The organism is Citrobacter sp. U14242 (assembly GCF_046555775.1).
Taxonomy (GTDB): Bacteria; Pseudomonadota; Gammaproteobacteria; order Enterobacterales; family Enterobacteriaceae; genus Citrobacter.
Map to the genome: position 1 here is coordinate 16,174 of NZ_JBKGLW010000001.1, position 26,380 is coordinate 42,553.

The window sequence follows — 26,380 nt, forward strand, 5'->3', positions numbered from 1 at the left end:
AATATTTTGTGAAGCAGGCCGTTAGCATCAGATTATGAGGTGAAATAAAGTGGCTGTTGGGTTACTCTGCAAGCGGTGAAATGGGCATTTCTATACAGATAGTGCGTTGATCGGGTTATGTAGACTTATAATGAGAGATAAGACCTGTCTACAACATGACAAACAAAAACAAATGCGTAACGGAACTTTACGAAACTTGAGCACTCTAAGCTTTTGCTTGCTCATAGTGAAGCTTATGGAGTGGCGTTTCGAAAGCGCGTGGAAATTTGGTTTGGGGAGACTTTACCTCGGATGAGCGAGCAGTTAACGGACCAGGTCCTGGTTGAACGGGTCCAGAAGGGAGATCAGAAAGCCTTTAACTTACTGGTGGTTCGCTACCAGCATAAGGTGGCGAGTCTGGTTTCCCGCTATGTACCTTCGGGCGATGTTCCCGATGTTGTACAAGAAGCATTTATCAAGGCCTATCGTGCGCTGGACTCGTTCCGGGGAGATAGTGCTTTTTATACCTGGCTGTATCGTATTGCAGTCAATACAGCGAAGAATTACCTGGTCGCTCAGGGGCGTCGTCCACCTTCCAGTGATATAGATGCGATTGAAGCAGAAAATTACGAAAGTGGCGGAGCTCTGAAAGAAATTTCGAACCCTGAGAACTTAATGTTGTCAGAAGAACTGAGACAGATAGTTTTCCGAACTATTGAGTCCCTCCCGGAAGATTTACGCATGGCAATAACCTTGCGGGAGCTGGATGGCCTGAGCTATGAAGAGATAGCCGCTATCATGGATTGTCCGGTGGGTACGGTGCGTTCACGTATCTTCCGAGCGAGGGAAGCTATTGATAATAAAGTTCAACCGCTTATCAGGCGTTGACGATAGCGGGATACTGGAAAAGGTATTAGGCATGCAGAAAGAAAAACTTTCCGCTTTAATGGATGGCGAAACGCTGGACACTGAGTTACTTAAAGAGTTGACTCATGACCCGGAAATGCAAAAAACCTGGGAGAGTTATCACCTGATCCGCGATTCTATGCGAGGTGATACCGCCGACGTTCTCCATTTCGATATTTCCGACCGCGTAATGGCTGCCATCGCAGATGAGCCCGTACGTCAGGCGGCGCCATTGATCCCTGAGGCCCAGCCAGCACCGCATCAGTGGCAGAAAATGCCATTCTGGAAGAAAATGCGTCCGTGGGCCGCGCAGCTTACCCAGATGGGTGTGGCCGCGTGTGTATCACTTGCAGTTATTGTTGGCGTCCAGCACTATAATGGACAATCTGAAACGTCCCAGCAGCCCGAAACGCCGGTATTTAATACCTTACCGATGATGGGTAAAGCCAGTCCGGTGAGCCTGGGTGTACCTTCTGACGCGACAGCCAGTGGCGGTCAGCAACAGCAGGTACAGGAGCAGCGTCGTCGTATTAATGCCATGTTGCAGGATTACGAACTGCAACGTCGACTGCACTCCGAACAGCTTCAGTTTGAGCAGGCGCAAACACAGCAAGCCGCTGTCCAGGTGCCAGGAATTCAAACTTTAGGAACGCAATCGCAGTAATGAAGCAACTTTGGTTTGCCATGTCACTTGTGGCTGGTAGCCTGTTCTTCTCTGTAAACGCCTCGGCCAATCCTGCGTCCGGGGCGTTGTTGCAGCAGATGAATCTGGCCAGCCAGTCGCTCACCTATGAGCTGTCATTTGTCAGCATCAATAAACAGGGCGTTGAATCCCTACGTTATCGCCATGCCCGCCAGGACAACCGCCCTCTTGCACAGTTGTTGCAAATGGATGGACCGCGCCGGGAAGTGGTGCAACGTGGCAACGAAATCAGTTACTTTGAGCCAGGACTCGAACCGTTCACGCTGAATGGCGACTATATCGTTGATTCTCTGCCATCCCTGATTTACACCGACTTTAAACGTCTTGCTCCCTACTATGATTTTATCGCGGTAGGCCGCACGCGTATTGCAGACCGACTCTGTGAAGTTATCCGCGTGGTAGCGCGTGACGGTACGCGTTACAGCTACATCGTCTGGATGGACACCGAAACCAAGCTGCCAATGCGTGTTGATCTCCTCGATCGGGATGGCGAAACGCTGGAACAATTCCGCGTTATCGCCTTTACCGTCAATAGTGGGGTTAGCGACAGCATGCAGACGCTGGCGAAAGCAAATCTTCCGCCGTTACTGTCTGTTCCAGCGGGAGAGAAAACTAACTTCAACTGGAGTCCATCGTGGTTACCACAAGGATTCAGTGAGGTCTCCAGCAGTCGACGTCCACTGCCGACAATGGATAACATGCCGATTGAATCACGTCTGTATTCTGATGGCCTGTTCAGTTTTTCTGTGAATGTGAACCGCGCCTCGCAAAACAGCGCCGATCAACTGCTGCGCACCGGACGCCGAACGGTCAGTACTACCGTACGGGATAACGCCGAAATAACCATTGTGGGCGAGCTCCCGCCGCAAACGGCAAAACGTATCGCGGACAATATTAAGTTCAGGGCAGCGCAATGATTAAGGAATGGGCAACGGTTGTTTCCTGGCAAAATGGTCTGGCGACGGTCAGCTGCGATGTTAAAGCATCGTGTAGCAGCTGCGCTTCGCGGGCGGGATGTGGCAGCCGTGTGCTGAACAAACTGGGGCCGCAAACAACACATACTATCGTGGTACCCAGCGATGAACCGCTGACGCCAGGGCAAAAAGTTGAACTGGGTATTGCCGAAGGGAGTCTGTTAGGTTCGGCGATGCTGGTTTATATGTCTCCGCTGGCGGGGCTCTTTATTTTTGCTGCGCTGTTTCAGGTGCTGTTTGGCAGCGATATCGCCGCACTAAGCGGGGCGATACTGGGCGGCGTGGGGGGATTCCTGATTGCGCGAGGATATTCCCGTAAGCTTGCTGAGCGCGAAGCCTGGCAACCGGTTATTCTCAACATTGCTCTCCCGCCTGATCTGATTCGCGTTGAAACACCATCTACCGAAACGACCCCATGATATTCTTGCCGGATGGCGGCTTCGCCTTATCCGGCCTACAAACGATCAGTAAGCCCTGTAGGCCCGATAAGCTTGCGCCATCGGGTATCACGCTTCTCTTACGATGTTTTACATCAGAAAAGCGATGCCGTTTCCAGTTCCCGCTATCCTTGCTCTATGAACATTTCCTCGCCTCGGCGATGTAGTGTAGAATGCGGCGTTTCACTAAAACAGACGTTAAGCTCAGAACAGCGACTTCTCAGAGCCTGCTCAGGCAGGCGTAAGGCACAATAATTACACTATATGAAGAACATACGTAACTTTTCAATCATAGCTCACATCGACCACGGTAAATCGACGCTGTCTGACCGTATTATCCAGATCTGCGGTGGCCTGTCTGACCGTGAAATGGAAGCGCAGGTTCTCGACTCGATGGATCTTGAGCGTGAGCGCGGTATTACTATCAAAGCGCAGAGCGTGACGCTCGATTTCAAAGCATCTGATGGTGAAACCTACCAGCTTAACTTTATCGACACGCCGGGCCACGTTGACTTCTCTTATGAAGTTTCTCGCTCGCTTGCCGCCTGTGAAGGCGCACTGCTGGTCGTTGATGCCGGGCAGGGTGTTGAAGCGCAAACACTGGCTAACTGCTATACCGCCATGGAAATGGATCTGGAAGTTGTGCCGGTGCTGAACAAAATTGACCTGCCAGCCGCCGATCCAGAGCGTGTGGCGGAAGAGATTGAAGATATCGTCGGTATCGATGCGGCTGACGCTGTCCGTTGCTCGGCGAAAACCGGGGTTGGCGTGACGGACGTTCTTGAACGTCTGGTACGTGATATTCCACCGCCGGAAGGTGACCCGGAAGGCCCGTTACAGGCACTGATCATCGACTCCTGGTTCGACAACTATCTCGGTGTGGTCTCGCTGGTCCGTATTAAAAACGGAACCATGCGTAAAGGCGACAAAATCAAAGTGATGAGCACCGGTCAGGTCTACAATGCCGACCGTCTGGGCATCTTTACGCCGAAACAGGTTGACCGTACCGAACTGAAGTGTGGCGAGGTAGGTTGGTTAGTTTGCGCCATTAAAGACATCCTCGGCGCACCGGTAGGCGATACCCTGACATTGGCTCGTAACCCGGCGGATAAACCCCTGCCTGGTTTTAAAAAAGTGAAGCCGCAGGTTTACGCGGGTCTGTTCCCGGTTAGCTCTGACGACTACGAAAACTTCCGTGATGCGCTTGGTAAGCTGAGCCTGAACGATGCTTCCCTGTTCTACGAGCCGGAAAGCTCTACCGCGCTGGGCTTCGGCTTCCGCTGTGGCTTCCTGGGTCTGCTGCACATGGAGATCATTCAGGAGCGTCTGGAACGTGAATACGATCTTGATCTGATCACCACCGCGCCGACCGTAGTTTACGAAGTGGAAACCACCGCGAAAGAGACTATCTACGTCGATAGCCCGTCCAAGCTGCCGCCGCTGAACAATATCTACGAACTGCGCGAACCGATTGCTGAATGCCACATGCTGTTGCCGCAGGCATACCTCGGCAACGTTATTACGCTGTGTATCGAGAAGCGTGGTGTACAGACCAACATGGTTTACCACGGTAACCAGGTTGCGCTGACCTATGAAATTCCAATGGCAGAAGTGGTCCTCGACTTCTTCGATCGTCTGAAGTCAACCTCTCGCGGCTACGCGTCGCTGGATTATAACTTCAAACGTTTCCAGGCCTCCGACATGGTACGTGTTGATGTTCTCATCAACAACGAACGCGTCGATGCACTGGCGCTGATTACTCACCGCGATAACTCCCAGAGCCGCGGCCGTGAACTGGTCGAGAAGATGAAAGATCTGATCCCTCGCCAGCAGTTTGATATCGCAATTCAGGCGGCCATTGGTACGCACATCATTGCGCGTTCAACGGTTAAGCAGCTGCGTAAAAACGTTCTGGCTAAGTGCTACGGTGGTGATATCAGCCGTAAGAAAAAACTGCTGCAAAAACAGAAAGAGGGTAAAAAGCGAATGAAGCAGATCGGTAACGTCGAACTGCCGCAGGAAGCCTTCCTCGCTATTCTGCATGTCGGTAAAGACAGCAAATAATCTTAAGGAGTTGGCATGGCGAACATGTTTGCCCTGATTCTGGTGATTGCCACACTGGTGACGGGCATTTTATGGTGCGTAGATAAGTTTGTCTTCGCGCCAAAACGCCGGGAGCGCCAGGCTGCGGCACAGGCCGCTGCAGGTGATTCACTGGATAAAGCGACGCTGAAAAAAGTTGCCCCTAAGCCGGGCTGGCTGGAAACCGGTGCATCCGTTTTCCCGGTACTGGCTATTGTGCTGGTGGTGCGTTCATTTATTTATGAACCCTTCCAGATCCCGTCGGGTTCGATGATGCCAACACTGTTGATTGGTGATTTTATTCTGGTAGAGAAATTTGCCTACGGAATTAAAGATCCTATTTATCAGAAAACGCTAATCGAAACAGGCCACCCGAAACGCGGTGACATCGTGGTATTTAAATACCCGGAAGATCCGCGTCTGGACTACATCAAACGTGCTGTCGGTTTACCGGGAGACAAAGTGACGTACGATCCGGTGGCGAAAGAGGTCACTATTCAGCCAGGATGCAGTTCTGGTCAGGCGTGTGAAAACGCGCTGCCGGTAACCTATTCCGATGTTCAGCCAAGCGATTTTGTGCAGACGTTTGCTCGCCGTAACGGCGGGGAAGCGACTAGCGGTTTCTTTGAGGTTCCGCTGAACGAAACGAAAGACAACGGTATTCGCCTGACCGAGCGTAAAGAAACGCTGGGTGAGGTAACACATCGCATTCTGACCGTGCCAATTGCACAGGATCAGGTAGGGATGTATTACCGCCAGCCAGGTCAACAACTGGCAACCTGGATCGTTCCACCGGGGCATTACTTCATGATGGGTGATAACCGTGACAACAGTGCGGACAGTCGTTATTGGGGATTTGTACCGGAAGCGAATCTGGTAGGTAAAGCGACCGCAATCTGGATGAGTTTCGACAAACAAGAAGGTGAGTGGCCAACCGGCGTTCGTTTGAGCCGCATTGGTGGCATCCACTAATTGCTGATAATTGTTCACGCTGTCGTCTTAATAACGACAGCGTGAATTATTTCTCGGATTAATTCCCTCAGACTAACGACATCCCTTGTCGTTGTGTATAGAATATTCCCCCGAAGTTTTAGGTTGGCACCGTCAGGTTGCCACGGCACACGAAACAGCATTGGTCTCTCTAATGACGGGTGTATATCAGGTCTGTTTCGTGTGCTGAATTGTTGACGCATTCATTTATTGGTATCGCATGAATCCCATCGTAATTAATCGGCTTCAACGGAAGCTGGGCTACACTTTTAATCATCAGGAGCTGTTGCAGCAGGCATTAACTCACCGTAGTGCCAGCAGCAAACATAACGAGCGTTTAGAATTTTTAGGCGACTCTATTTTGAGCTTTGTTATTGCGAATGCGCTGTATCACCGTTTCCCGCGTGTGGATGAAGGTGACATGAGCCGCATGCGCGCCACGCTGGTGCGTGGAAATACGCTGGCTGAATTAGCCCGTGAATTTGACCTCGGTGAATGTTTACGCCTGGGACCGGGTGAACTGAAAAGCGGCGGTTTTCGTCGCGAATCAATTCTGGCGGATACCGTCGAAGCGTTGATCGGAGGGGTCTTCCTCGACAGCGATATTCAGACGGTTGAACAACTGATCCTGAACTGGTATCAAACGCGTCTGGACGAAATTAGTCCGGGCGACAAACAAAAAGATCCGAAAACGCGCTTGCAGGAATATTTGCAGGGCCGCCACCTGCCGCTGCCGTCTTATCTGGTGGTGCAGGTCCGTGGCGAAGCGCACGATCAAGAATTTACAATCCACTGCCAGGTCAGCGGCCTGAGTGAACCGGTGGTTGGCACAGGTTCGAGCCGACGTAAGGCTGAGCAGGCTGCCGCCGAACAGGCGTTGAAAAAACTGGAGCTGGAATGAGCGAAGAGAAAACTTACTGCGGATTTATTGCCATCGTCGGTCGCCCGAACGTCGGCAAATCCACCCTGTTGAATAATCTGCTTGGGCAGAAGATTTCCATTACCTCACGTAAGGCACAGACAACTCGTCACCGTATTGTTGGTATCCATACCGAAGGCGCGTATCAGGCGATTTATGTCGATACCCCGGGTCTGCATATGGAAGAGAAACGCGCCATCAACCGGCTGATGAACAAAGCGGCAAGCAGTTCTATCGGTGACGTTGAGCTGGTTATTTTTGTCGTGGAAGGCACGCGCTGGACGCCGGACGATGAGATGGTGCTCAACAAGCTGCGTGACGGTAAGGTCCCGGTTATTCTGGCTGTCAATAAAGTGGATAACGTCCAGGAAAAGGCCGATCTGTTGCCGCACCTGCAGTTCCTGGCAAGCCAGATGAATTTCCTTGATATCGTCCCGATGTCTGCCGAAACTGGACTGAATGTCGATACTATCGCGGGTATCGTGCGTAAACATCTGCCGGAAGCAATTCATCACTTCCCGGAAGATTACATCACCGATCGCTCCCAGCGTTTTATGGCCTCTGAGATCATCCGCGAAAAACTGATGCGTTTCCTGGGGGCTGAGCTGCCTTATTCTGTCACCGTCGAAATTGAACGTTTTATTTCTAACGAGCGCGGCGGTTACGACATCAACGGTCTGATCCTCGTTGAGCGTGAAGGGCAGAAGAAGATGGTGATTGGTAATAAAGGCGCCAAAATCAAAACCATCGGCATTGAAGCCCGTAAAGACATGCAGGAGATGTTCGAAGCGCCTGTACACCTGGAGTTGTGGGTGAAAGTGAAATCCGGCTGGGCCGATGACGAACGTGCGCTGCGCAGTCTCGGTTACGGCGACGACGTCTAATTTCACACAGGTTATGGCTTTCGAGGTGCTGGGCGGCGCTAAGGCCGCGAATCTCCGGGAGCTTACTCAAGTAAGTGATTGGGGTGAGTGGGCGCGGCCAACACACCTGCAGCTTGAAAGACGGCGGGTATGATGGAAGGATGGCAACGCGCCTTTGTCTTACATAGTCGCCCCTGGAGCGAAACCAGTCTCGTGCTGGATGTCTTCACGGAAGAGTCTGGCCGCGTGCGCCTTGTCGCCAAAGGCGCACGTTCTAAACGTTCCAATCTGAAAGGCGCACTCCAGCCTTTTACCCCGCTGTTACTTCGCTTTGGCGGCCGCGGTGAGGTGAAAACCTTACGCAGCGCGGAAGCCGTATCTTTGGCACTCCCCCTTAGCGGTATCACGTTGTACAGCGGCCTGTACATCAATGAACTCATCTCGCGCGTGCTTGAGTATGAAACCCGTTTTTCTGAACTCTTTTTCGACTACCTGAACTGCATTCAGGCACTGGCTGGCGCGACAGGTTCGCCAGAGCCGGCGCTGCGTCGCTTTGAACTGGCCTTACTTAACCACCTGGGTTACGGCGTGGATTTCACCCACTGTGCGGGCAGCGGCGAGCCGGTAGATGACACCATGACCTACCGCTATCGTGAAGAAAAAGGATTTATCGCCAGTGTCGTCATCGATAACAGCACCTTTACCGGACGCCATCTGAAAGCGCTTGAATCGCGTGAATTTCCGGATGCTGACACGCTGCGTGCTGCGAAACGCTTTACCCGTATGGCCTTAAAGCCGTATCTTGGTGGTAAGCCCTTAAAGAGCCGCGAATTATTCCGGCAGTTTCTGCCGAAGCGAAAATAAAATAACGAGGATTGTCATGGCTGAATTACTGTTAGGCGTCAACATTGATCACATTGCCACTTTACGTAATGCTCGTGGTACCGCATACCCGGACCCGGTTCAGGCCGCGTTTATCGTTGAACAGGCCGGAGCGGATGGCATCACCGTACACCTGCGTGAAGACCGTCGCCATATTACCGACCGCGACGTACGTATTCTGCGCCAGACGCTGGATACGCGAATGAATCTGGAAATGGCGGTAACCGAAGAAATGTTGGCTATCGCCGTAGAGACGAAGCCGCATTTTTGCTGCCTGGTGCCGGAAAAACGTCAGGAAGTCACGACGGAAGGGGGGCTGGACGTTGCGGGGCAGCGCGACAAAATGCGCGATGCCTGCAAGCGACTGGCCGATGCCGGAATTCTGGTCTCGTTGTTTATCGATGCGGATGAAGAACAAATTAAAGCGGCTGCTGACGTGGGCGCTCCATTCATTGAAATTCATACCGGTTGCTATGCGGATGCGAAAACCGATGCTGAACAGGCGAGTGAGCTGGCGCGTATTGCCAACGCGGCGACTTTTGCAGCCAGTTTGGGTCTGAAGGTGAATGCCGGTCACGGTTTGACGTATCACAACGTCAAAGCCATAGCGCGGATCCCGGAAATGCATGAGCTGAACATTGGGCATGCCATTATCGGACGTGCGGTGATGAGCGGGCTGAAGGACGCGGTAGTGGAAATGAAACGTCTGATGCTGGAAGCGCGTGGCTAATGGCGATTCTGGGTTTAGGCACGGATATCGTGGAGATTGCGCGGATCGAGGCGGTGATCTCCCGCTCCGGTGAACGCCTGGCCAGACGGGTCCTGAGTGACAACGAATGGGCCATCTGGGAAACGCATCAGCAACCGGTGCGTTTTCTGGCAAAGCGCTTTGCGGTAAAAGAGGCTGCAGCAAAAGCCTTCGGTACCGGCATTCGCAATGGGTTGGCGTTTAATCAGTTTGAAGTCTTCAACGATGAACTCGGTAAACCGCGCCTGCGGTTATGGGGGGAGGCGTTAAAACTGGCGGAAAAATTGGGTGTCGCGCATATGCATGTGACGCTGGCCGATGAACGGCACTACGCTTGTGCCACGGTGATTATCGAAAGCTAGTGTCAGGATTTTGTAGGCCGGATAAGGCGCTTACGCCGCCATCCGGCATGCTATCAGGGCGAGTTACAGCTTATCCGCGTGATGCATTAATACAAACTTATCCCACAGCTGTTCTTCGGTTTCGCTATGTGCCGGGTCTTTCAAAATGGTGTTGGGGATCGGACACACTTTCTGACAGGTTGGCGTGTCGTAATGGCCTACGCATTCTGTACATTTGTCGCTGTTAATCTCGTAGATGCTCTCACCCATTGAAATCGCCTCATTCGGGCATTCGGGTTCGCACATATCGCAATTGATACACTTTTTAGTGATTAACAGGGCCATCAGGAAACTCTCAAAACATCACAAATCGGGCGGGCATTATACGCGCATTCTTTGCTCAGACCAGTTTTTTTACCAACGCTTCACTGTGGCGAATTCGTTCCGGGGCATGTTCTAAATCCTGCTGAACCAGCGCCATAAACAGTAAATCGGTCAGCATCATCTGCGCGTGCGTCGATGAAATTGCCGCGCTGCGCGTGGCCTGTTCTTCGGCAATCGTATACAGGCAATGGCTTGCTCGCTGTTGCAGGGCATTGGGTGTAAATCCGGTGATGGCAAGGATTTTTGCGCCGGTACGCAATGTTTCATCCGCAGCCAGGTTGAGTTCACGACGTTCCCCGGTATAGGAAATCGCCAACAGGAGGTCGCCCGGTGAAAGTGCCTGTACCGTTGCCAGCAGGGCGTGCATATCGCGTTCCACCACCGCGTTAAAACCAATTTTCAACAGTTTCCAGGCAAAATTCTGTGCCACCAGCCCGGAGGCGCCAATTCCGGTCAGAACAATGCGTCGGGCTGAGCGTAACAAGGCGACGCTTTCCATCAGCTTTTCTTCGCTGTTGATATCCAGTGTGGCGTGCATGGCCGCAACGTTCTCCTGAATCAGTTTTTCACCAACCAGACGCATTGGATCATCGCCGCGGATCTGATTATGCACTGGGATAGAATGGGGATTGGGATTACTGGCCAGTGCTTCGCTGATGGCCAGTTTCAGTGCGGGAAACCCTTTAAACCCCATTTTTTGTGCGAACTTCACGACGCTGGACTGGCTGACGCCCGCTTCAAAAGCGAGTTGCTGTGAACTGAGATGACGCGCAGTATCCGGCTGTGCAAGGAGGTAATCCGCAAGCTTTTTATCGCTTTGCGCGAGGTCCGGGTAACGCTGACGAATGCGAATCAAACAGTTCATGCTGTCTCCTGGGCGAAACGTGATGGCGATTACAAAACAAAATTTCACTCGCCTGGGTGAATATTATATTCCATTATAACGGATTACTATGAATTAAAAATTCCTAAGGAACAAGAAATGAATCTCGGTGCGTTAGTTTCAGAAAGCCGCAATCCTCAGACAATGGATCTTGATGCGTTATCCACGCTTGAGTTGGTTCATCGTTTTAATCAACAGGATACGCTGGTAGCCGTTGCTGTAAAAGCAACTCTGACTGAAGTTGCGCTTGCGGTTGATGCGGCGGCTGACGCGTTAAAAGCGGGGGGACGGATTATCTACATGGGGGCGGGGACCAGTGGGCGTCTTGGCGTACTGGATGCGTCTGAGTGCCCACCGACTTTTGGTGTACCGCATGGACGGGTTGTTGGCCTGATTGCTGGCGGGCCGGGCGCATTGCTGAAGGCCGTTGAAGGTGCAGAAGATAACCCGCAACTGGGTGAAGATGATCTTCGTTCGCTCAACCTTACGGCACAGGATTTGGTGGTGGGTCTGGCGGCATCCGGGCGTACACCGTATGTGATTGGCGGCTTGCAATATGCCCGTTCCGTAGGCTGCACCACGGTGGCGATTTCCTGTAACCCGGATTCCCCCATCGCGCGTGAAGCGGACATCGCCATATCACCGGTTGTTGGCCCAGAGGCCCTGACAGGGTCAACGCGACTGAAGTCCGGTACTGCGCAAAAACTGGTGCTCAATATGATTTCTACCGGCGCCATGGTGAAGTTTGGCAAGGTGTATCAGAACCTGATGGTGGATATGAAAGCGACCAACGTTAAGCTGGTAGACCGGGCGTGTCGCATGGTCGTGGAAGCCACCGGTATTGCGTATGACCAGGCGCAGGCTCTGCTGAAACAGACCGATTTTGATGTGAAGCCCGCCATTTTGATGGCTCTCACGGGGCTTGATGCCACTGCAGCCCGGGAAAAACTGGCTGCACATCAGGGTTTTTTACGCGCGGCGTTAGAACACTAAGAGGTTAATATGGATAAAACGGCGGTGCTTGCCAGCGATATCCTGCTGGGCGTGGGCGGAGAGAAAAATATTCTGCGCCTGGAAAACTGTATGACGCGCGTCAGAGTGGAAGTACAGGATGACGCTCAGCTCGATATTTCCCGACTCAAGCAACTGCCGGGCGTTAGCGGCTACGTGAAGCAGGGGGCGCAGCACCAGATTATTGTTGGTCCGGGCAAAGCCGGGAAAGTGGTCGATGCCATGCGTTCCCTGATTGCCGATGGCGGCGAACGTTCCAGTGTGGGGGACATTGAGCGAACAAAATCAGAGGCCAAAGCGAAGTACAAAGCGCCAATGAGTGACGCGCTGCGCAAACTGGCAAACGTTTTTATCCCGCTTATTCCGGCGTTTATCGCCTCCGGTTTGATTACCGGCATCATTAACATCCTTAAACGTCCGGACATCGTGGGGGACTTTGCGACCCACTATCCGAATATGTTGGGGCTGTTAGGGATTTTCGGTAGCGCCGTGTTTGCCATTATGAACATCCTTGTCGGGGTGAATACTGCCAAAGTGTTTGGCGGTTCGCTGGCGATGGGAGGCGTGATGGCCGGTATTCTCTCCAGCCCGCAACTGGCGCAAATTACCTTGTTTGGCGAGGCATTGCAGCCGGGGCGCGGTGGGGTGATCGCGGTGCTGCTGGTGGTGGCGCTGATGTGCTGGATTGAGCGTAAATTCCGCGAAGTGCTGCCGGAGTCCCTTGAACTGATCCTTAATCCACTGCTGACCACCCTTATTACCGGGACAATCGCCATTGTGGCGCTGCAACCGCTTGGTGGCTGGATAGCCGAATCCATTGCCCATGGCGCTTCCTGGGCTATCGATCGCGGTGGCGTCCTGGTGGGGGCGGTGCTGGCAGGCACCTTTCTGCCACTGGTTCTCACCGGACTCCATCAGGGATTGGTCCCCATCCATGTAGAACTGGTGCAGGCGCACGGGTATAACGCACTCTTTCCAATTCTGGCGATGGCAGGAGTGGGGCAAATCGGTGCGGCTATTGCGGTACTGATGAAAACCCGTAACGCACGGCTGAAAAAAGTGATTAAAAGCGCGCTGCCGGTCGGATTGCTGGGTATTGGCGAACCGCTGATTTTTGGTGTGACATTGCCATTAGGCAAGCCGTTTATCGGTGCCTGTCTCGGTGGTGCTGTAGGTGGGGCGCTGATCAGCTACTGGAAGGTAGCGACGGTCATCACCTTTGGCATCTCGGGATTGCCGCTGGCACTGACGATTGTTGCCGGAAAAGTGATGTTCTATCTGTTAGGCTATCTGGTAGCGGTTATTGCCGGGTTCCTGTTTACCTGGCTATTGGGGTTCAACGATCCAGAGGAATAAGGTTTGACCAGTCACCAGCGTCGCGTTGTTTTTTTTGATTTGGATGGCACGTTACACCAGCAGGATATGTTCGGCAGTTTCTTACGTTTTCTGTTGCGTCGCCAACCGCTAAATGCGTTGCTGGTGCTGCCTCTGTTGCCGATTATTGCGCTGGCAATGTTAATTAAAGGGCGCGCTGCCCGCTGGCCCATGAGCCTGCTCTTGTGGGGCTGCACGTTTGGTCGCAGTGAAACGTGCCTGAAGGCACATCAGGCCGATTTTGTGCGCTGGTTTCGTGGTCATGTGACGGCATTTCCTGTCGTGCAGCAGCGCCTGACGACGTACTTGCTAAGCTCCGATGCTGATATTTGGCTTATCACCGGTTCCCCGCAGTCGCTGGTGGAGCAGGTTTACTTCGATACACCGTGGCTGCCGCGTGTCAATCTGATCGCCAGTCAAATGGCGCGTGGATACGGTGGCTGGGTATTGCCACTACGCTGTCTGGGGCATGAAAAAGTAGCGCAACTGGAACAGCAGATTGGCGCGCCATTGCATCTATACAGCGGTTACAGCGACAGTAAGCAGGACAATCCATTGCTCTCTTTTTGCCAGCATCGCTGGCGCGTCACGCCGCGCGGGGAACTGCAACAACTCGAATAGCGAACGCGCATGCAATTTGGAGTATGACGGGTATAATGCGTCCGCTTTTTATTACTGGAGTTACCCCTTTGTCTGATGTTGAATTTAACCACGAATACTGGATGCGCCATGCTTTAACGTTAGCTAAGCGCGCCTGGGATGAGCGTGAAGTCCCGGTGGGTGCAGTATTGGTACTCAACAACCACGTTATTGGCGAAGGCTGGAATCGGCCGATTGGCCATCATGATCCTACCGCCCACGCTGAAATCATGGCGTTGCGCCAGGGCGGCATGGTGCTACAAAACTACCGTCTGCTGGATGCGACGTTGTATGTCACACTGGAACCGTGCGTCATGTGTGCCGGTGCGATGGTGCACAGCCGTATTGGTCGGGTGGTTTTTGGTGCGCGCGATGCGAAAACGGGGGCTGCTGGTTCGTTAATGGACGTACTGCATCATCCTGGCATGAACCATCGGGTTGATGTGACTGAAGGCGTGTTACGTGATGAATGCGCCACGTTGCTCAGCGATTTTTTCCGTATGCGTCGTCAGGAAATTAAAGCCCTGAAAAAATCCTCCAACAGGTAAATACCGAGCTGATTGCCTGAGGGCGTTGCGCTAATCAGCCCGATGGCCTCCCTTCAAAGACTACTTCTGCTCTTTTTTCTGCGTCGAAAATAGCAGAGAAGGGGTGTGCGACAGATAGCTTGATGAGGTCTGAGACAGGAATGCCGCCAGCGGCAACTTCTCCTCACCTAACAGTTCTGCGGGCGATACCGCCGGGTAATCCTGCGCCAGTTGCTGTGTTTCAATTGCCTGCTTTTCTTTCTCTTGCAGGTATCCCACCAGACTTATCTGGTATTTACGGATATTTTCCACATAGGCGTAGGCTTCGTGACCGCGCGCATAGCCATAGGTCAGCTTGTTGTAATACGGCTTTTGACTGAGCAGCGGCAGACGTTGTTTTACATCGGACCAACTGTTCGGGTTGCCTTTGGTTTTTACCGTCAGCGCCCGCGCATCCAGCATATGCGCGTAGCCCATATTGTAAGCGGCGAGTGCAAACCAGATACGTTCTCCTTCAGGGACGGTATCCGGCACTTTACTCATCATATCCTGTAAGTAGCGCGCGCCACCGCTGATGCTCTGTTCGGCATCGGTACGGTCAGTGAGCCCAAGGCTTTGGGCGGTATTTTTGGTCAGCATCATCAGACCGCGTACGCCGGTCGGGGAGGTTGCCTGGGCGTCCCAGTGTGATTCCTGATAAGAGATTGCCGCGAGCAGTCGCCAGTCTATTTCCTGCGCATATTTCTCAAAAAGTGGCTTCAGATCCGGTAACACGCTATCAACCGCACGCAGGAAGGTGCGGGTATCAACATAGTCAAAATCATCGCCATGCCCAAGGTACTTTTCTTCCAGCCGCGCAAGCGAGCCGTCTTCATTCATGGTATTGAAGAAATCCAGCAGGGCAGCGGACAGCGTATTGTCATCGTCCAGACGGCTGAACCAGGTAACAGGTTGTTCGTCGGAGACATCCAGCGCGACGGCCAGCTCAGGATGTACACGCTGGTACAGGCTGATGGCAACGGAATCAGCGATGGTATAGTCCAGCTTACCGGCGATGACATCATCAAGCAGTTCAGTGGTGCCCTTTTTCTTATCAACTTTCCAGCTCAGGTCAGGGTATTTTTTTTCTTTTATCTGCTGGAGGTCGTTTATCACCACGTGTCCCGGGGCAATGGTCAGCTGATTTTCGGTCACACTGGCAAGGCTGCGAGGTCGATATTGCCCAACCCGATACACCAATTGTTGCGATACGGAATAGTAGGTCGGACCCGGCTGATAATTTTTAACACGCTCGCTGTTATACACCAGACCAGCGGCTAACAGATCGGCATTACCGTTATCCAGGTCGTCAAAAAGCTGGCTGATGTTCTGGCGTACGGTGATTTTCAGCTTCACACCCAGGTAGTTGGCGAAGGCTTTGGTCAGTTCGTAATCCAGTCCAAACTTTTTCCCATTAAGCGTGGCGTAAGTGAGCGGTGAGTCGATAGTACTGACGCGCAACTCTCCCCGCGACTGAATGGCGGCGATACGATTGTCGGCTTTACCGAACCAGGGGATAGATGGCCAGAGGGCCGCTGCCAACAACAGCGTCAAAATACCGATGAACAGATAATTAATCTTTAATTTTTTCAATTAGTTAATTCTCTGAACCGTACGTTGTCTCTGCGTGCTGTGGTATTGATTAAGAAGTGAATTAGTCATTAATGAGCGGCATTTTGCTTAAACTTGCGTCAGTTGGCAACTTATTCAGAAACCAGATCGCATTTGATGATAAGACAAGGTCGTGATTTTATTTCGACGCAAACGGTTTCGTCGGCGCGGTAGATTCTTTATAATGACGCCCGTTTCCCCCACTTGGGCACACCGAAAGCTTAGAAGACGAGAGACTTATGATGGAAATTCTGCGTGGTTCACCTGCACTGTCTGCATTCCGTATTAACAAACTGCTGGCACGTTTTCAGGCTGCCAACCTCCAGGTCCACAATATTTACGCCGAGTACGTCCATTTTGCCGATCTGAATGCACCATTAAATGAGGATGAGCGCGCGCAACTTGCCCGCCTGCTGAAATATGGTCCTGCTCTTCACAGTCATGCCCCTGAAGGCAAACTGCTGCTGGTCACGCCCCGCCCGGGCACCATCTCCCCGTGGTCTTCTAAAGCGACTGATATTGCCCATAACTGCGGCCTGCAACAAATTAGCCGTCTGGAACGTGGCATTGCCTGGTATGTTGAGGCTTCCACGCTGACTGCTGAGCAGTGGCTGACGGTTGCCGATATTCTGCATGACCGCATGATGGAAACGGTTTTCTCTGCGCTGAGCGATGCTGAAAAACTGTTTGTTCATCACCAGCCTGCGCCGGTTTCCAGCGTTGACCTGCTGGGTGAAGGGCGCCAGGCGTTGATTGACGCTAACCTGCGTCTGGGGCTGGCGCTGGCAGAGGATGAAATCGACTATCTGCAAGATGCGTTCACCAAACTGGGACGCAACCCGAACGATATCGAACTGTACATGTTTGCACAGGCCAACTCTGAGCACTGCCGCCATAAGATTTTTAATGCCGACTGGGTGATCGACGGTAAGCAGCAGCCGAAATCGCTGTTCAAGATGATCAAAAACACCTTCGAAACCACGCCGGATCACGTCCTGTCTGCCTATAAAGATAACGCAGCGGTGATGGAAGGTTCTGAAGTGGGTCGCTACTTTGCTGACCACCAGACCGGTCGCTACGATTTCCATCAGGAGCCTGCTCATATCCTGATGAAGGTTGAAACCCATAACCACCCGACGGCGATCTCGCCGTGGCCGGGTGCCGCAACGGGCTCTGGCGGTGAAATTCGTGATGAAGGCGCAACCGGGCGCGGTGCGAAACCGAAAGCCGGCCTGGTGGGTTTCTCCGTTTCCAACCTGCGTATCCCGGGCTTTGAACAGCCGTGGGAAGAAGATTTTGGCAAGCCGGACCGTATTGTCACCGCACTGGATATCATGACAGAAGGTCCATTGGGCGGCGCGGCGTTTAACAACGAATTTGGTCGTCCTGCGCTGACGGGCTACTTCCGCACCTATGAAGAGAAAGTGAACAGCCATAACGGTGAAGAGCTGCGTGGTTACCATAAACCGATCATGCTGGCGGGTGGGATCGGCAATATCCGTGAAGATCACGTGCAGAAAGGCGAGATCGTGGTGGGTGCTAAGCTGATCGTCCTCGGCGGTCCGGCGATGAACATCGGTCTTGGTGGTGGGGCTGCATCATCTATGGCGTCCGGTCAGTCTGATGCCGATCTTGATTTTGCTTCTGTACAGCGCGACAACCCAGAAATGGAACGTCGTTGCCAGGAAGTTATCGACCGTTGCTGGCAAATGGGGGACGCAAACCCGATCCTGTTCATCCACGATGTTGGCGCGGGCGGCCTGTCTAATGCCATGCCGGAGCTGGTCAGTGACGGCGGACGTGGCGGTAAATTCCAGTTGCGCGATATCCTGAGTGATGAACCGGGTATGAGCCCGCTGGAAATCTGGTGTAACGAATCTCAGGAGCGCTATGTGCTGGCGGTGGCCGCCGATCAGCTGCCGCTGTTTGATGAGCTGTGTAAGCGCGAGCGTGCCCCCTATGCGGTGATTGGTGAAGCCACCGAAGAACAACACCTGACTCTGAGCGATAGCCACTTCGACAATCAGCCGATTGACATGCCGCTGGACGTTCTGCTGGGTAAAACGCCGAAAATGACCCGCGACGTACAAACGCTGAAAGCCAAAGGCGAGCAGCTTACACGTGAGCATATTACGATTGCTGACGCGGTAAACCGCGTGCTGCACCTGCCGACCGTGGCAGAGAAAACCTTCCTTGTTACCATCGGCGACCGTACTGTTACCGGGATGGTGGCGCGTGACCAAATGGTTGGGCCGTGGCAGATCCCGGTAGCGAACTGTGCGGTCACTACCGCCAGTCTGGATAGCTACTATGGTGAAGCGATGTCCATCGGTGAACGCGCACCTGTCGCGCTGCTGGACTTCTCCGCCTCTGCGCGTCTGGCCGTCGGTGAAGCGCTAACCAATATTGCGGCCACACAGATTGGCGATATCAAACGTATCAAATTATCAGCAAACTGGATGGCTGCTGCTGGCCATCCCGGTGAAGATGCCGGGCTGTACGAAGCGGTAAAAGCCGTCGGGGAAGAGTTATGTCCGGCGCTTGGCCTGACTATCCCGGTGGGTAAAGACTCCATGTCGATGAAAACCCGCTGGCAGGAAGGTAACGAGCAGCGTGAAATGACCTCCCCGCTGTCACTGGTGATTACCGCCTTTGCTCGTGTGGAAGACGTGCGCCATACCATCACGCCGCAGCTGTCTACTGAAGACAATGCGCTGCTGTTAATTGATCTTGGCCTTGGTCACAATGCTCTGGGTGCGACATCGCTGGCACAGGTATACCGTCAACTGGGCGACAAACCTGCCGATGTGCGCGATGTAACGCAGTTGAAAGGCTTCTACGACGCCATTCAGGCGTTGGTCGCACAACGTAAGCTACTGGCTTACCATGACCGCTCCGACGGCGGTCTGCTGGTTACGCTGGCAGAAATGGCCTTTACCGGTCACTGTGGCGTTGAAGCAGATATCGGTACTCTGGGTGATGATCATCTGGCGGCGCTGTTTAATGAAGAGTTGGGGGCTGTCATTCAGGTTCGCGCCGCTGACCGTGACGCGGTAGAAGCGATTCTGGCGGCGAACGGTCTGGCTGATTGCGTACATTATCTCGGCCAGGCGGTAGGCGGCGATCGTTTCACTCTGACTGCCCACGGTCAGCCGGTGTTTAGCGAAAGCCGTACTACCCTGCGTATGTGGTGGGCGGAAACCACCTGGCAGATGCAGCGTCTACGCGATAACCCGGAATGTGCCGATCAGGAACACGACGCTAAAACCAACGATGCCGATCCTGGCCTAAACGTGAAACTGTCATTTGATATCAACGAAGATATTGCGGCCCCGTATATCGCTACCGGTGCGCGTCCAAAAGTGGCCGTGCTGCGCGAACAGGGCGTTAACTCCCACGTAGAAATGGCGGCGGCTTTCCACCGTGCAGGCTTTGACGCTATTGACGTTCATATGAGCGATCTGCTGGGCGGCCGTATTGGTCTGGGGAACTTCCAGGCGCTGGTGGCCTGTGGTGGTTTCTCTTACGGTGATGTGCTTGGCGCAGGCGAAGGTTGGGCGAAGTCGATTCTGTTCAACAATCGTGTTCGTGATGAGTTCGAAACCTTCTTCCATCGCCCGCAAACGCTGGCACTCGGCGTGTGTAACGGTTGTCAGATGATGTCTAACCTGCGCGAGCTGATCCCAGGAAGCGACCTGTGGCCGCGCTTTGTGCGTAACCAATCCGATCGCTTTGAAGCGCGTTTCAGTCTGGTCGAAGTGACACAAAGCCCGTCTCTGCTGCTGCAGGGTATGGTGGGGTCACAGATGCCAATCGCGGTTTCTCACGGCGAAGGTCGTGTAGAAGTGCGTGACGATGCGCATTTGGCAGGGCTGGAGAGCAAAGGGCTGGTGGCACTGCGCTACGTTGATAACTTCGGTAAGGTGACCGAAACCTATCCGGCTAACCCGAACGGTTCGCCAAACGGTATCACTGCTGTTACCACCGAAAATGGTCGTGTAACCATTATGATGCCACACCCGGAACGTGTATTCCGTACCGTGAGCAACTCCTGGCACCCGGAAAACTGGGGCGAGGATAGCCCGTGGATGCGCATCTTCCGTAATGCGCGTAAACAGCTCGGTTAATCTGGTCGAAAATCATGAAGCCCCCTCTTGAGGGGCTTTTTTGTCACCAGGATACAGGGTGGCTGATGGTGCTGCGCTTATCAGGCCTGCGGGGAAGGGCACTTGCAGGCCGGATGCGGCGTTTCCGTCGCCATCCGGCAATAAACTCAGCGCTTATGCCGAAAAATAAAGTGTCGGGAAATCCCGACATTGGCAGGGTTGGCTTGTCGCCAAAAAGAGACACTTAATGATTTGATTTATAATGGTTTTGTTTTTAAGCACTGCGAGTGTTGCTGATTAGCGACATAATGAACAAAAAACACTCACCCCTTATTTTTGCACGATTATTAATATTTCTTATATTTATCATTGTGTTAATAAAGTGTTTTGAATATTGGCACAGATGCTGCATAATATTAACCAGTGGCTCATTCACCTTCTTATGTCAGCCCCTTCGGGACGTGCTACATAAACTTCGAATGACGCACAACAAGGTGCCTGCCGTCCAACATCTGATATTAGCGAAGCTCATATCAACCTTCGGGCGAAACGTCGAGTTAGGCACCGCCTTATTCCATAACAAAGCCGGGTTAATCCCGGCTTTGTTGTATCTGACGTTCCCCTCAGTTAGCATCGTCTTATTCCCGTCTATTGAGAGTAACGCCTTGAAGCGCTGGTCTGTTTTCCCCCGATCCTTACGTCAGCTGGTGACACTGGCATTTTTGCTGATCCTGCTTCCTTTGCTCGTACTGGCCTGGCAGGCGTGGCAGAGCCTGAACGCCCTGAGCGCTCAGGCGGCGCTGACTAACAGAACCACGCTCATTGATGCCCGACGTAGCGAGGCAATGACCAACGCCGCGCTGGAGATGGAGCGTAGCTACCGACAGTATTGTGTGCTGGATGATCCGACGCTGGCAAAGGTTTACCAGAGCCAGCGTAAACGTTATAGCGACATGCTGGACGCGCATGCGGGCGTTTTACCGGACAACACGCTCTACCAGGCGTTGCGGCAGGATCTCAACGATCTGGCCCAGCTGCAGTGTAATAACAGCGGTCCTGACAGCCAGGCGGCTGCCCGCCTGGAAGCCTTCGCTAATGCGAATACCGACATGGTGCAGGCCACACGTACCGTGGTCTTCTCGCGCGGTCAGCAGTTACAACAAGAAATTGCCGAACGTGGTCAGTTCTTTGGCTGGCAGGCGCTGGTACTGTTTCTCGTTAGTCTGGCGATGGTACTGCTGTTTACCCGTATGATTATCGGTCCGGTGAAGGGTATTGAACGGATGATTAACCGTCTGGGGGAAGGTCGCTCACTGGGCGATAGCGTATTGTTTACGGGCCCCCGGGAACTGCGTTCCGTTGGCCAGCGCATAATCTGGTTGAGCGAGCGCCTTTCCTGGCTTGAGTCACAGCGACATCAGTTTTTACGCCATCTCTCACATGAACTGAAAACGCCGCTGGCAAGTATGCGTGAAGGCACGGAGTTGCTGGCCGATCAGGTCGTTGGGCCGCTCACTCCCGAGCAAAAAGAGGTTGTCGGTATTCTGGATGACAGTAGCCGTAATCTGCAAAAGCTGATTGAGCAATTGCTTGATTACAACCGCAAGCTGGCGGATGACGAAGTAGAACTTGAGCGCGTTGAAATCGCGCCGTTGGTGGAAAGTGTTGTTTCAGCACATAGCCTGCCCGCTCGCGCCAAAATGATACATACTGATGTTGCGCTGGCGGCGAACGCTTGTCTGGCCGAGCCAATGCTGTTAATGAGCGTGCTGGACAATCTTTATTCCAATGCGGTGCACTATGGCGCTGAATCCGGTAACATTTGGATCCGCAGCAGTTTGCATGGCTCGACGGTATACATTGATGTCATAAATACCGGCACACCGATTCCAGAAGCAGAACAGGCGATGATCTTCGAACCTTTTTTCCAGGGTAGCCATCAGCGAAAAGGGGCAGTCAAAGGAAGCGGGTTGGGACTGAGTATCGCCAGAGACTGTATCCGCCGGATGCGGGGAAAACTGTATTTGGTTGATGAGCATGCGCAAAGCGTTTGTTTTCGCATAGAACTGCCGCTATCTGCATCGAAAAACCACTAAAATGAACCTAAGTCTGGTGAGTATGCCACACGTTGTTGCCCGAATGCTTAAACGAGATTTTATTCGCCGCGTCTTACTCGCAAGTCTGCCATGCCTGGCGCTGGTCGGCTGCGTTCCAAACGCGGTGAATCACATTATCGGCGATCCTTCGCAGGAGAAAATCCCGCCGCATCAACTCGCTGATTACCTTGCCACCGAATGTACGGATATCTGGTCGCTGTCGGGCCAGTCCACAGATACCAACCCGCTCTACTGGCTGCGGACCATGGATTGTGCCGATCGTCTGATGCCTGTTCAGGCACGCAGTGAAGCCAGTACCCAACTCACGGATACCTGGCAGGGCGCTTTTAAGCGTGGGATCCTGCTTGATGGCGCCCACATTACACCGCCTGAAAGGCGTGAAATAATGACCCGTCTGGATGCGCTAAGCCCGCAAATTCCGGCCCAGGTACGTCCGCTTTATCAGGTCTGGCGCAGTAGTCAAACGCTGCAGTTACAGCTTGCAGAAGAACGTATGCGCTACAGTAAACTTCAGCAGTCATCCGACAGCGATCTTGATGCGCTGCGCCAACAGCAACAGAATTTGCAGAGCCAGCTCGATCTCACCACCCGTAAGCTGGAAAACCTGACCGATATTGAACGACAACTGTCCACCCGTAAACCTGCCGGCAGCTACAATCCCGATGCGTTGCATGGTAATGATAAACTCACGACGCCTGATGATGGGGAGGTCACGCCATGATAAGCCGCAAGCCCGCGCATTTGCTGCTCGTCGATGACGATCCGGGGCTGTTGAAATTGCTCGGTATGCGGCTGACCAGCGAAGGTTACAGCGTCGTCACTGCAGAAAGTGGGCAGGAAGGATTACGGGTACTGAATCGTGAAAAAGTGGATCTGGTCATTAGCGACCTGCGCATGGATGAAATGGACGGCATGCAACTGTTCACTGAAATCCAGAAAGTGCAGCCGGGGATGCCGGTCATTATCCTGACCGCGCACGGCTCCATTCCCGATGCTGTCGCGGCAACGCAGCAGGGGGTTTTCAGCTTTCTCACCAAACCGGTCGATAAAGACGCGCTATATAAAGCGATTGACGGTGCGCTGGAACAGTCCGCGCCTGCTACTGATGACAGCTGGCGTGAATCAATTGTTACCCGTAGCCCGTTAATGCTGCGTTTGTTAGAACAGGCGCGGATGGTGGCGCAATCGGATGTCAGTGTATTGATCAATGGTCAGAGCGGCACCGGGAAAGAGGTGTTTGCCCAGGCGATTCACAACGCCAGCCCGCGCAGCCACAAGCCCTTTATCGCCATAAACTGCGGGGCGTTGCCGGAACAACTGCTGGAATCAGAGCTTTTTGGTCATGCGCGCGGTGCCTTTACCGGAGCGGTGAGTAATCGTGAAGGCTTGTTTCAGGCAGCAGAAGGCGGGACGTTATTTCTCGACGAAATAGGCGACATGCCCGCGCCGTTACAGGTTAAATTGCTGCGCGTATTGCAGGAGCGTAAAGTTCGTCCGCTTGGAAGCAATCGCGATATCGACATTGATGTGCGGATTGTTTCTGCAACGCACCGCGACCTGCCCAAAGCCATGGCGCGGGGCGAATTTCGTGAGGATCTCTATTACCGTCTTAATGTGGTGAGTCTGAAGATCCCGGCGCTGGCTGAGCGTACAGAAGATATACCACTGCTGGCAAACCATTTGCTGCGTCAGTCAGCCGAACGGCATAAACCGTTTGTCCGTGCTTTTTCGACTGATGCGATGAAACGTTTAATGACCGCCAGTTGGCCGGGCAACGTGCGTCAGTTGGTCAACGTGATTGAACAGTGCGTGGCGTTAACGTCTTCGCCGGTGATCAGTGACGCGCTGGTGGAGCAGGCGCTGGAAGGTGAAAATACGGCGCTGCCAACCTTTGTTGAAGCGCGCAATCAGTTTGAGCTCAACTACTTGCGTAAGCTGCTGCAAATCACCAAAGGCAATGTTACCCATGCTGCACGAATGGCGGGACGCAATCGCACAGAATTCTATAAATTGCTTTCTCGTCACGAGCTGGATGCAAACGACTTTAAAGAGTAGCACCGTCAATACGACTGATTTATGATACGGTGAGCAACCGGTTACGCGATAAAAACGACAGGAAAACCATGAAAAAAATTGATGCGATTATTAAACCCTTCAAGCTGGACGATGTCCGCGAAGCGCTGGCAGAAGTCGGCATTACCGGTATGACAGTGACAGAAGTGAAGGGGTTTGGCCGTCAGAAAGGCCACACCGAGCTGTACCGTGGCGCGGAATATATGGTGGATTTTCTACCGAAGGTAAAAATTGAAATCGTGGTTACCGACGATATTGTCGATACCTGTGTCGACACGATTATTCGTACTGCCCAGACTGGCAAAATCGGTGACGGTAAGATTTTTGTCTTCGATGTGGCGCGTGTTATTCGTATCCGTACCGGCGAAGAAGACGACGCGGCAATCTAAGTCGCGCCGTGCTTGCCGGATGGCGGTGTAAACACCTTATCCGGCCTACACACTCCCGTAGGCCTGATAAGCACAGCGCCATCAGGCATGACTTAATTACAAGACTTTATGTGGGCCGAAGCATTCGTAATGAATGTTTTCGTTTTTCACACCCAGACCGACCAGTTGCTTTGCAGCAAATTGCATAAAGCCAACCGGGCCGCACAGATAGAACTGCATCGTCGGGTCGCTGATAGCGCCTTCCAGTTTGTTCAGATCCATCAGTCCAACACTGTCAAACGTACCTTTCGCGCGATCGGCTTCGGTTGGCTCACGATACCAGGTGTGTGCACTAAAGCGTGGCAGCGTTTTGCCTAGTTCGTTGACTTCATCAGCAAAGGCATGCACGTCGCCGTTTTCCGCTGCGTGGAACCAGTTGACCTGCGCCGTGTGATTCGCTTTCGCCAGCGTATCCAGCATCGCCAGCATTGGGGTCTGACCCACGCCTGCGGAAATCAGCGACACCGGGGTATCGGTGGCGACATCCATAAAGAAATCGCCCGCAGGTGCGGCTAAATGAACAACGTCACCCACATTTGCGTGGTTGTGCAACCAGGTTGAGACCTGGCCACCTTCTTCACGCTTAACAGCAATACGGTAGCCTTTGCCGTTCGGTTTACGGGTCAGTGAGTACTGACGAATTTCCTGATGTGGGAAGCCTTCTGGCTTCAGCCAAACGCCCAGATACTGTCCCGGGTGGTATTCAGCAACGGTTTTGCCGTCAACAGGTTCGAACTCAAAGCTGGTGATAAGCGCACTGCGAGGCGTTTTGGCCACGATACGGAAAGGACGGGTGCCTTCCCAGCCGCCATTTTTGTTGGCGTTCTCGCTGTAAATCTGCGCTTCACGGTTGATGAAGACGTTAGCCAGCACCCCATACGCTTTGCCCCACGCATCCAGCACTTCTTGTCCTGGACTGAACATCTCATCCAGCGTTGCCAACAGATGCCCCCCCACGATGTTGTATTGCTCGGGTTTAATCTGGAAACTGGTATGCTTCTGGGCAATTTTCTCGACCGCTGGCAGCAGCGCTGGCAGGTTTTCGATATTGCTGGCATACGCGGCAATGGCGTTAAACAACGCTTCACGTTGATCGCCATTACGCTGGTTACTCATGTTGAAAATTTCTTTCAGCTCTGGGTTATGCGTAAACATGCGATCGTAGAAATGAGCGGTCAGTTTCGGACCTGTTTCAACCAGCAAGGGGATGGTGGCTTTCACTGTAGCGATGGTTTGTGCGTCAAGCATACGGTCTTCCTTTATCTGAAACTTTAATGATGTATGTCAAATACATCTTATAAAAAATACCCCTGCATTGTAAATGGTTCTTTGTAACTTTGCGTTGTAAAGGTTACAACGTGAAA

At 53.0% G+C, this 26,380-nt stretch carries 25 protein-coding genes; 21 read left to right on the top strand and 4 right to left on the bottom strand.

The window, feature by feature from the left end; translation table 11 throughout:
* The first annotated feature begins 130 nt into the window (after positions 1-130).
* From rseD to acpS, 12 genes are all read left to right on the top strand, one after another.
* The gene (gene rseD / locus ACLJXE_RS00085; RefSeq protein ID WP_124022090.1) at positions 131-295 is read left to right on the top strand and encodes a rpoE leader peptide RseD; all 165 of its coding nucleotides are present in this window, start codon (positions 131-133) and stop codon (positions 293-295) included.
* Entirely contained in the window at positions 292-867 is a 576-nt protein-coding gene (gene rpoE / locus ACLJXE_RS00090) for an RNA polymerase sigma factor RpoE (protein WP_003037573.1), read from the top strand. Before rseD ends, rpoE begins: the two co-directional genes overlap by 4 nt.
* 31 nt (positions 868-898) lie before the next feature.
* Positions 899-1,549: an anti-sigma-E factor RseA gene (gene rseA / locus ACLJXE_RS00095; protein ID WP_271440664.1), complete on the top strand. Its 651-nt coding sequence runs from the start codon at positions 899-901 to the stop codon at positions 1,547-1,549.
* Entirely contained in the window at positions 1,549-2,505 is a 957-nt protein-coding gene (gene rseB, locus ACLJXE_RS00100; protein WP_286628838.1) for a sigma-E factor regulatory protein RseB, read from the top strand. The genes rseA and rseB overlap by 1 nt, the downstream gene beginning before the upstream one ends.
* Positions 2,502-2,981, top strand: coding sequence for a SoxR-reducing system protein RseC (gene rseC / locus ACLJXE_RS00105; RefSeq protein WP_286628839.1), 480 nt, complete (start codon positions 2,502-2,504; stop codon positions 2,979-2,981). Before rseB ends, rseC begins: the two co-directional genes overlap by 4 nt.
* 282 nt (positions 2,982-3,263) lie before the next feature.
* A complete protein-coding gene (gene lepA, locus ACLJXE_RS00110; protein WP_005130327.1) occupies positions 3,264-5,063 on the top strand; it encodes a translation elongation factor 4 in 1,800 nt (599 codons plus the stop codon).
* A 15-nt stretch (positions 5,064-5,078) separates the two neighbouring features.
* Positions 5,079-6,053, top strand: coding sequence for a signal peptidase I (lepB, locus tag ACLJXE_RS00115; RefSeq protein WP_410749768.1), 975 nt, complete (start codon positions 5,079-5,081; stop codon positions 6,051-6,053).
* A 238-nt stretch (positions 6,054-6,291) separates the two neighbouring features.
* Positions 6,292-6,972, top strand: a complete 681-nt coding sequence (gene rnc, locus ACLJXE_RS00120; RefSeq protein WP_003037579.1) for a ribonuclease III — start codon at positions 6,292-6,294, stop codon at positions 6,970-6,972.
* Positions 6,969-7,874 carry a GTPase Era gene (gene era / locus ACLJXE_RS00125; RefSeq protein WP_286628842.1) on the top strand — a complete coding sequence of 302 codons (906 nt, stop codon included), beginning with the start codon at positions 6,969-6,971 and terminating at the stop codon, positions 7,872-7,874. The genes rnc and era overlap by 4 nt, the downstream gene beginning before the upstream one ends.
* Positions 7,875-8,006: 132 nt before the next feature.
* Positions 8,007-8,717: a DNA repair protein RecO gene (recO, locus tag ACLJXE_RS00130; protein WP_286629306.1), complete on the top strand. Its 711-nt coding sequence runs from the start codon at positions 8,007-8,009 to the stop codon at positions 8,715-8,717.
* Between the two features lie 16 nt (positions 8,718-8,733).
* Positions 8,734-9,465: a pyridoxine 5'-phosphate synthase gene (gene pdxJ, locus ACLJXE_RS00135; RefSeq protein ID WP_286628843.1), complete on the top strand. Its 732-nt coding sequence runs from the start codon at positions 8,734-8,736 to the stop codon at positions 9,463-9,465.
* Positions 9,465-9,845 carry a holo-ACP synthase gene (gene acpS, locus ACLJXE_RS00140; RefSeq protein WP_005130319.1) on the top strand — a complete coding sequence of 127 codons (381 nt, stop codon included), beginning with the start codon at positions 9,465-9,467 and terminating at the stop codon, positions 9,843-9,845. Before pdxJ ends, acpS begins: the two co-directional genes overlap by 1 nt.
* 63 nt (positions 9,846-9,908) lie before the next feature.
* Here the strand turns inward: acpS and ACLJXE_RS00145 are convergent, their stop codons facing one another.
* A complete protein-coding gene (locus ACLJXE_RS00145) occupies positions 9,909-10,169 on the bottom strand; it encodes a YfhL family 4Fe-4S dicluster ferredoxin (RefSeq protein ID WP_137383471.1) in 261 nt (86 codons plus the stop codon).
* 55 nt (positions 10,170-10,224) lie between these two features.
* On the bottom strand, positions 10,225-11,073 hold the full coding sequence (locus ACLJXE_RS00150) for a MurR/RpiR family transcriptional regulator (RefSeq protein ID WP_048210891.1): 849 nt from the start codon (positions 11,071-11,073) through the stop codon (positions 10,225-10,227).
* Positions 11,074-11,190: 117 nt separating this feature from the next.
* Between ACLJXE_RS00150 and murQ the strand changes: the two genes are divergently transcribed.
* From murQ to tadA, 4 genes are read left to right on the top strand one after another with little or no spacing between them, the layout of a single operon-like run.
* Positions 11,191-12,084, top strand: a complete 894-nt coding sequence (gene murQ / locus ACLJXE_RS00155; protein ID WP_410749769.1) for an N-acetylmuramic acid 6-phosphate etherase — start codon at positions 11,191-11,193, stop codon at positions 12,082-12,084.
* A 9-nt stretch (positions 12,085-12,093) separates the two neighbouring features.
* Complete coding sequence (locus ACLJXE_RS00160) at positions 12,094-13,458, top strand: PTS transporter subunit EIIC (RefSeq protein ID WP_410749770.1); 1,365 nt, start codon at positions 12,094-12,096, stop codon at positions 13,456-13,458.
* A gap of 3 nt (positions 13,459-13,461) precedes the next feature.
* A complete protein-coding gene (gene yfhb / locus ACLJXE_RS00165) occupies positions 13,462-14,097 on the top strand; it encodes a phosphatidylglycerophosphatase C (RefSeq protein WP_286628849.1) in 636 nt (211 codons plus the stop codon).
* A 35-nt stretch (positions 14,098-14,132) separates the two neighbouring features.
* Complete coding sequence (gene tadA / locus ACLJXE_RS00170) at positions 14,133-14,663, top strand: tRNA adenosine(34) deaminase TadA (protein ID WP_286628850.1); 531 nt, start codon at positions 14,133-14,135, stop codon at positions 14,661-14,663.
* Between the two features lie 60 nt (positions 14,664-14,723).
* Here the strand turns inward: tadA and mltF are convergent, their stop codons facing one another.
* Positions 14,724-16,274 carry a membrane-bound lytic murein transglycosylase MltF gene (gene mltF, locus ACLJXE_RS00175; protein ID WP_286628851.1) on the bottom strand — a complete coding sequence of 517 codons (1,551 nt, stop codon included), beginning with the start codon at positions 16,272-16,274 and terminating at the stop codon, positions 14,724-14,726.
* A 257-nt stretch (positions 16,275-16,531) separates the two neighbouring features.
* Here mltF and purL point away from each other — a divergent pair, with 257 nt between their 5' ends.
* From purL to glnB, 5 genes are all read left to right on the top strand, one after another.
* Positions 16,532-20,419 carry a phosphoribosylformylglycinamidine synthase gene (gene purL / locus ACLJXE_RS00180; RefSeq protein WP_410749771.1) on the top strand — a complete coding sequence of 1,296 codons (3,888 nt, stop codon included), beginning with the start codon at positions 16,532-16,534 and terminating at the stop codon, positions 20,417-20,419.
* A gap of 644 nt (positions 20,420-21,063) precedes the next feature.
* Positions 21,064-22,494: a two component system sensor histidine kinase QseE/GlrK gene (gene qseE / locus ACLJXE_RS00185; protein ID WP_410750015.1), complete on the top strand. Its 1,431-nt coding sequence runs from the start codon at positions 21,064-21,066 to the stop codon at positions 22,492-22,494.
* 22 nt (positions 22,495-22,516) lie between these two features.
* Positions 22,517-23,236: a two-component system QseEF-associated lipoprotein QseG gene (gene qseG / locus ACLJXE_RS00190; protein WP_410749772.1), complete on the top strand. Its 720-nt coding sequence runs from the start codon at positions 22,517-22,519 to the stop codon at positions 23,234-23,236.
* Entirely contained in the window at positions 23,236-24,570 is a 1,335-nt protein-coding gene (gene glrR / locus ACLJXE_RS00195; RefSeq protein ID WP_305764056.1) for a two-component system response regulator GlrR, read from the top strand. The genes qseG and glrR overlap by 1 nt, the downstream gene beginning before the upstream one ends.
* A gap of 68 nt (positions 24,571-24,638) precedes the next feature.
* Positions 24,639-24,977, top strand: coding sequence for a nitrogen regulatory protein P-II (gene glnB / locus ACLJXE_RS00200; RefSeq protein WP_002914032.1), 339 nt, complete (start codon positions 24,639-24,641; stop codon positions 24,975-24,977).
* Between the two features lie 96 nt (positions 24,978-25,073).
* Here glnB and hmpA read toward each other — a convergent pair whose 3' ends face one another.
* Positions 25,074-26,264: an NO-inducible flavohemoprotein gene (hmpA, locus tag ACLJXE_RS00205; protein WP_410749773.1), complete on the bottom strand. Its 1,191-nt coding sequence runs from the start codon at positions 26,262-26,264 to the stop codon at positions 25,074-25,076.
* Between the last annotated feature and the right edge of the window lie 116 nt (positions 26,265-26,380).

Coding starts and splice junctions, on each gene's coding strand:
- rseD (WP_124022090.1), top strand. CDS start 131: ATGAGAGATAAGACCTGTCTACAACATGACAAACAAAAACAAATGCGT.
- rpoE (WP_003037573.1), top strand. CDS start 292: ATGAGCGAGCAGTTAACGGACCAGGTCCTGGTTGAACGGGTCCAGAAG.
- rseA (WP_271440664.1), top strand. CDS start 899: ATGCAGAAAGAAAAACTTTCCGCTTTAATGGATGGCGAAACGCTGGAC.
- rseB (WP_286628838.1), top strand. CDS start 1,549: ATGAAGCAACTTTGGTTTGCCATGTCACTTGTGGCTGGTAGCCTGTTC.
- rseC (WP_286628839.1), top strand. CDS start 2,502: ATGATTAAGGAATGGGCAACGGTTGTTTCCTGGCAAAATGGTCTGGCG.
- lepA (WP_005130327.1), top strand. CDS start 3,264: ATGAAGAACATACGTAACTTTTCAATCATAGCTCACATCGACCACGGT.
- lepB (WP_410749768.1), top strand. CDS start 5,079: ATGGCGAACATGTTTGCCCTGATTCTGGTGATTGCCACACTGGTGACG.
- rnc (WP_003037579.1), top strand. CDS start 6,292: ATGAATCCCATCGTAATTAATCGGCTTCAACGGAAGCTGGGCTACACT.
- era (WP_286628842.1), top strand. CDS start 6,969: ATGAGCGAAGAGAAAACTTACTGCGGATTTATTGCCATCGTCGGTCGC.
- recO (WP_286629306.1), top strand. CDS start 8,007: ATGGAAGGATGGCAACGCGCCTTTGTCTTACATAGTCGCCCCTGGAGC.
- pdxJ (WP_286628843.1), top strand. CDS start 8,734: ATGGCTGAATTACTGTTAGGCGTCAACATTGATCACATTGCCACTTTA.
- acpS (WP_005130319.1), top strand. CDS start 9,465: ATGGCGATTCTGGGTTTAGGCACGGATATCGTGGAGATTGCGCGGATC.
- ACLJXE_RS00145 (WP_137383471.1), bottom strand. CDS start 10,169: ATGGCCCTGTTAATCACTAAAAAGTGTATCAATTGCGATATGTGCGAA.
- ACLJXE_RS00150 (WP_048210891.1), bottom strand. CDS start 11,073: ATGAACTGTTTGATTCGCATTCGTCAGCGTTACCCGGACCTCGCGCAA.
- murQ (WP_410749769.1), top strand. CDS start 11,191: ATGAATCTCGGTGCGTTAGTTTCAGAAAGCCGCAATCCTCAGACAATG.
- ACLJXE_RS00160 (WP_410749770.1), top strand. CDS start 12,094: ATGGATAAAACGGCGGTGCTTGCCAGCGATATCCTGCTGGGCGTGGGC.
- tadA (WP_286628850.1), top strand. CDS start 14,133: ATGCGTCCGCTTTTTATTACTGGAGTTACCCCTTTGTCTGATGTTGAA.
- purL (WP_410749771.1), top strand. CDS start 16,532: ATGATGGAAATTCTGCGTGGTTCACCTGCACTGTCTGCATTCCGTATT.
- qseG (WP_410749772.1), top strand. CDS start 22,517: ATGCCACACGTTGTTGCCCGAATGCTTAAACGAGATTTTATTCGCCGC.
- glnB (WP_002914032.1), top strand. CDS start 24,639: ATGAAAAAAATTGATGCGATTATTAAACCCTTCAAGCTGGACGATGTC.
- hmpA (WP_410749773.1), bottom strand. CDS start 26,264: ATGCTTGACGCACAAACCATCGCTACAGTGAAAGCCACCATCCCCTTG.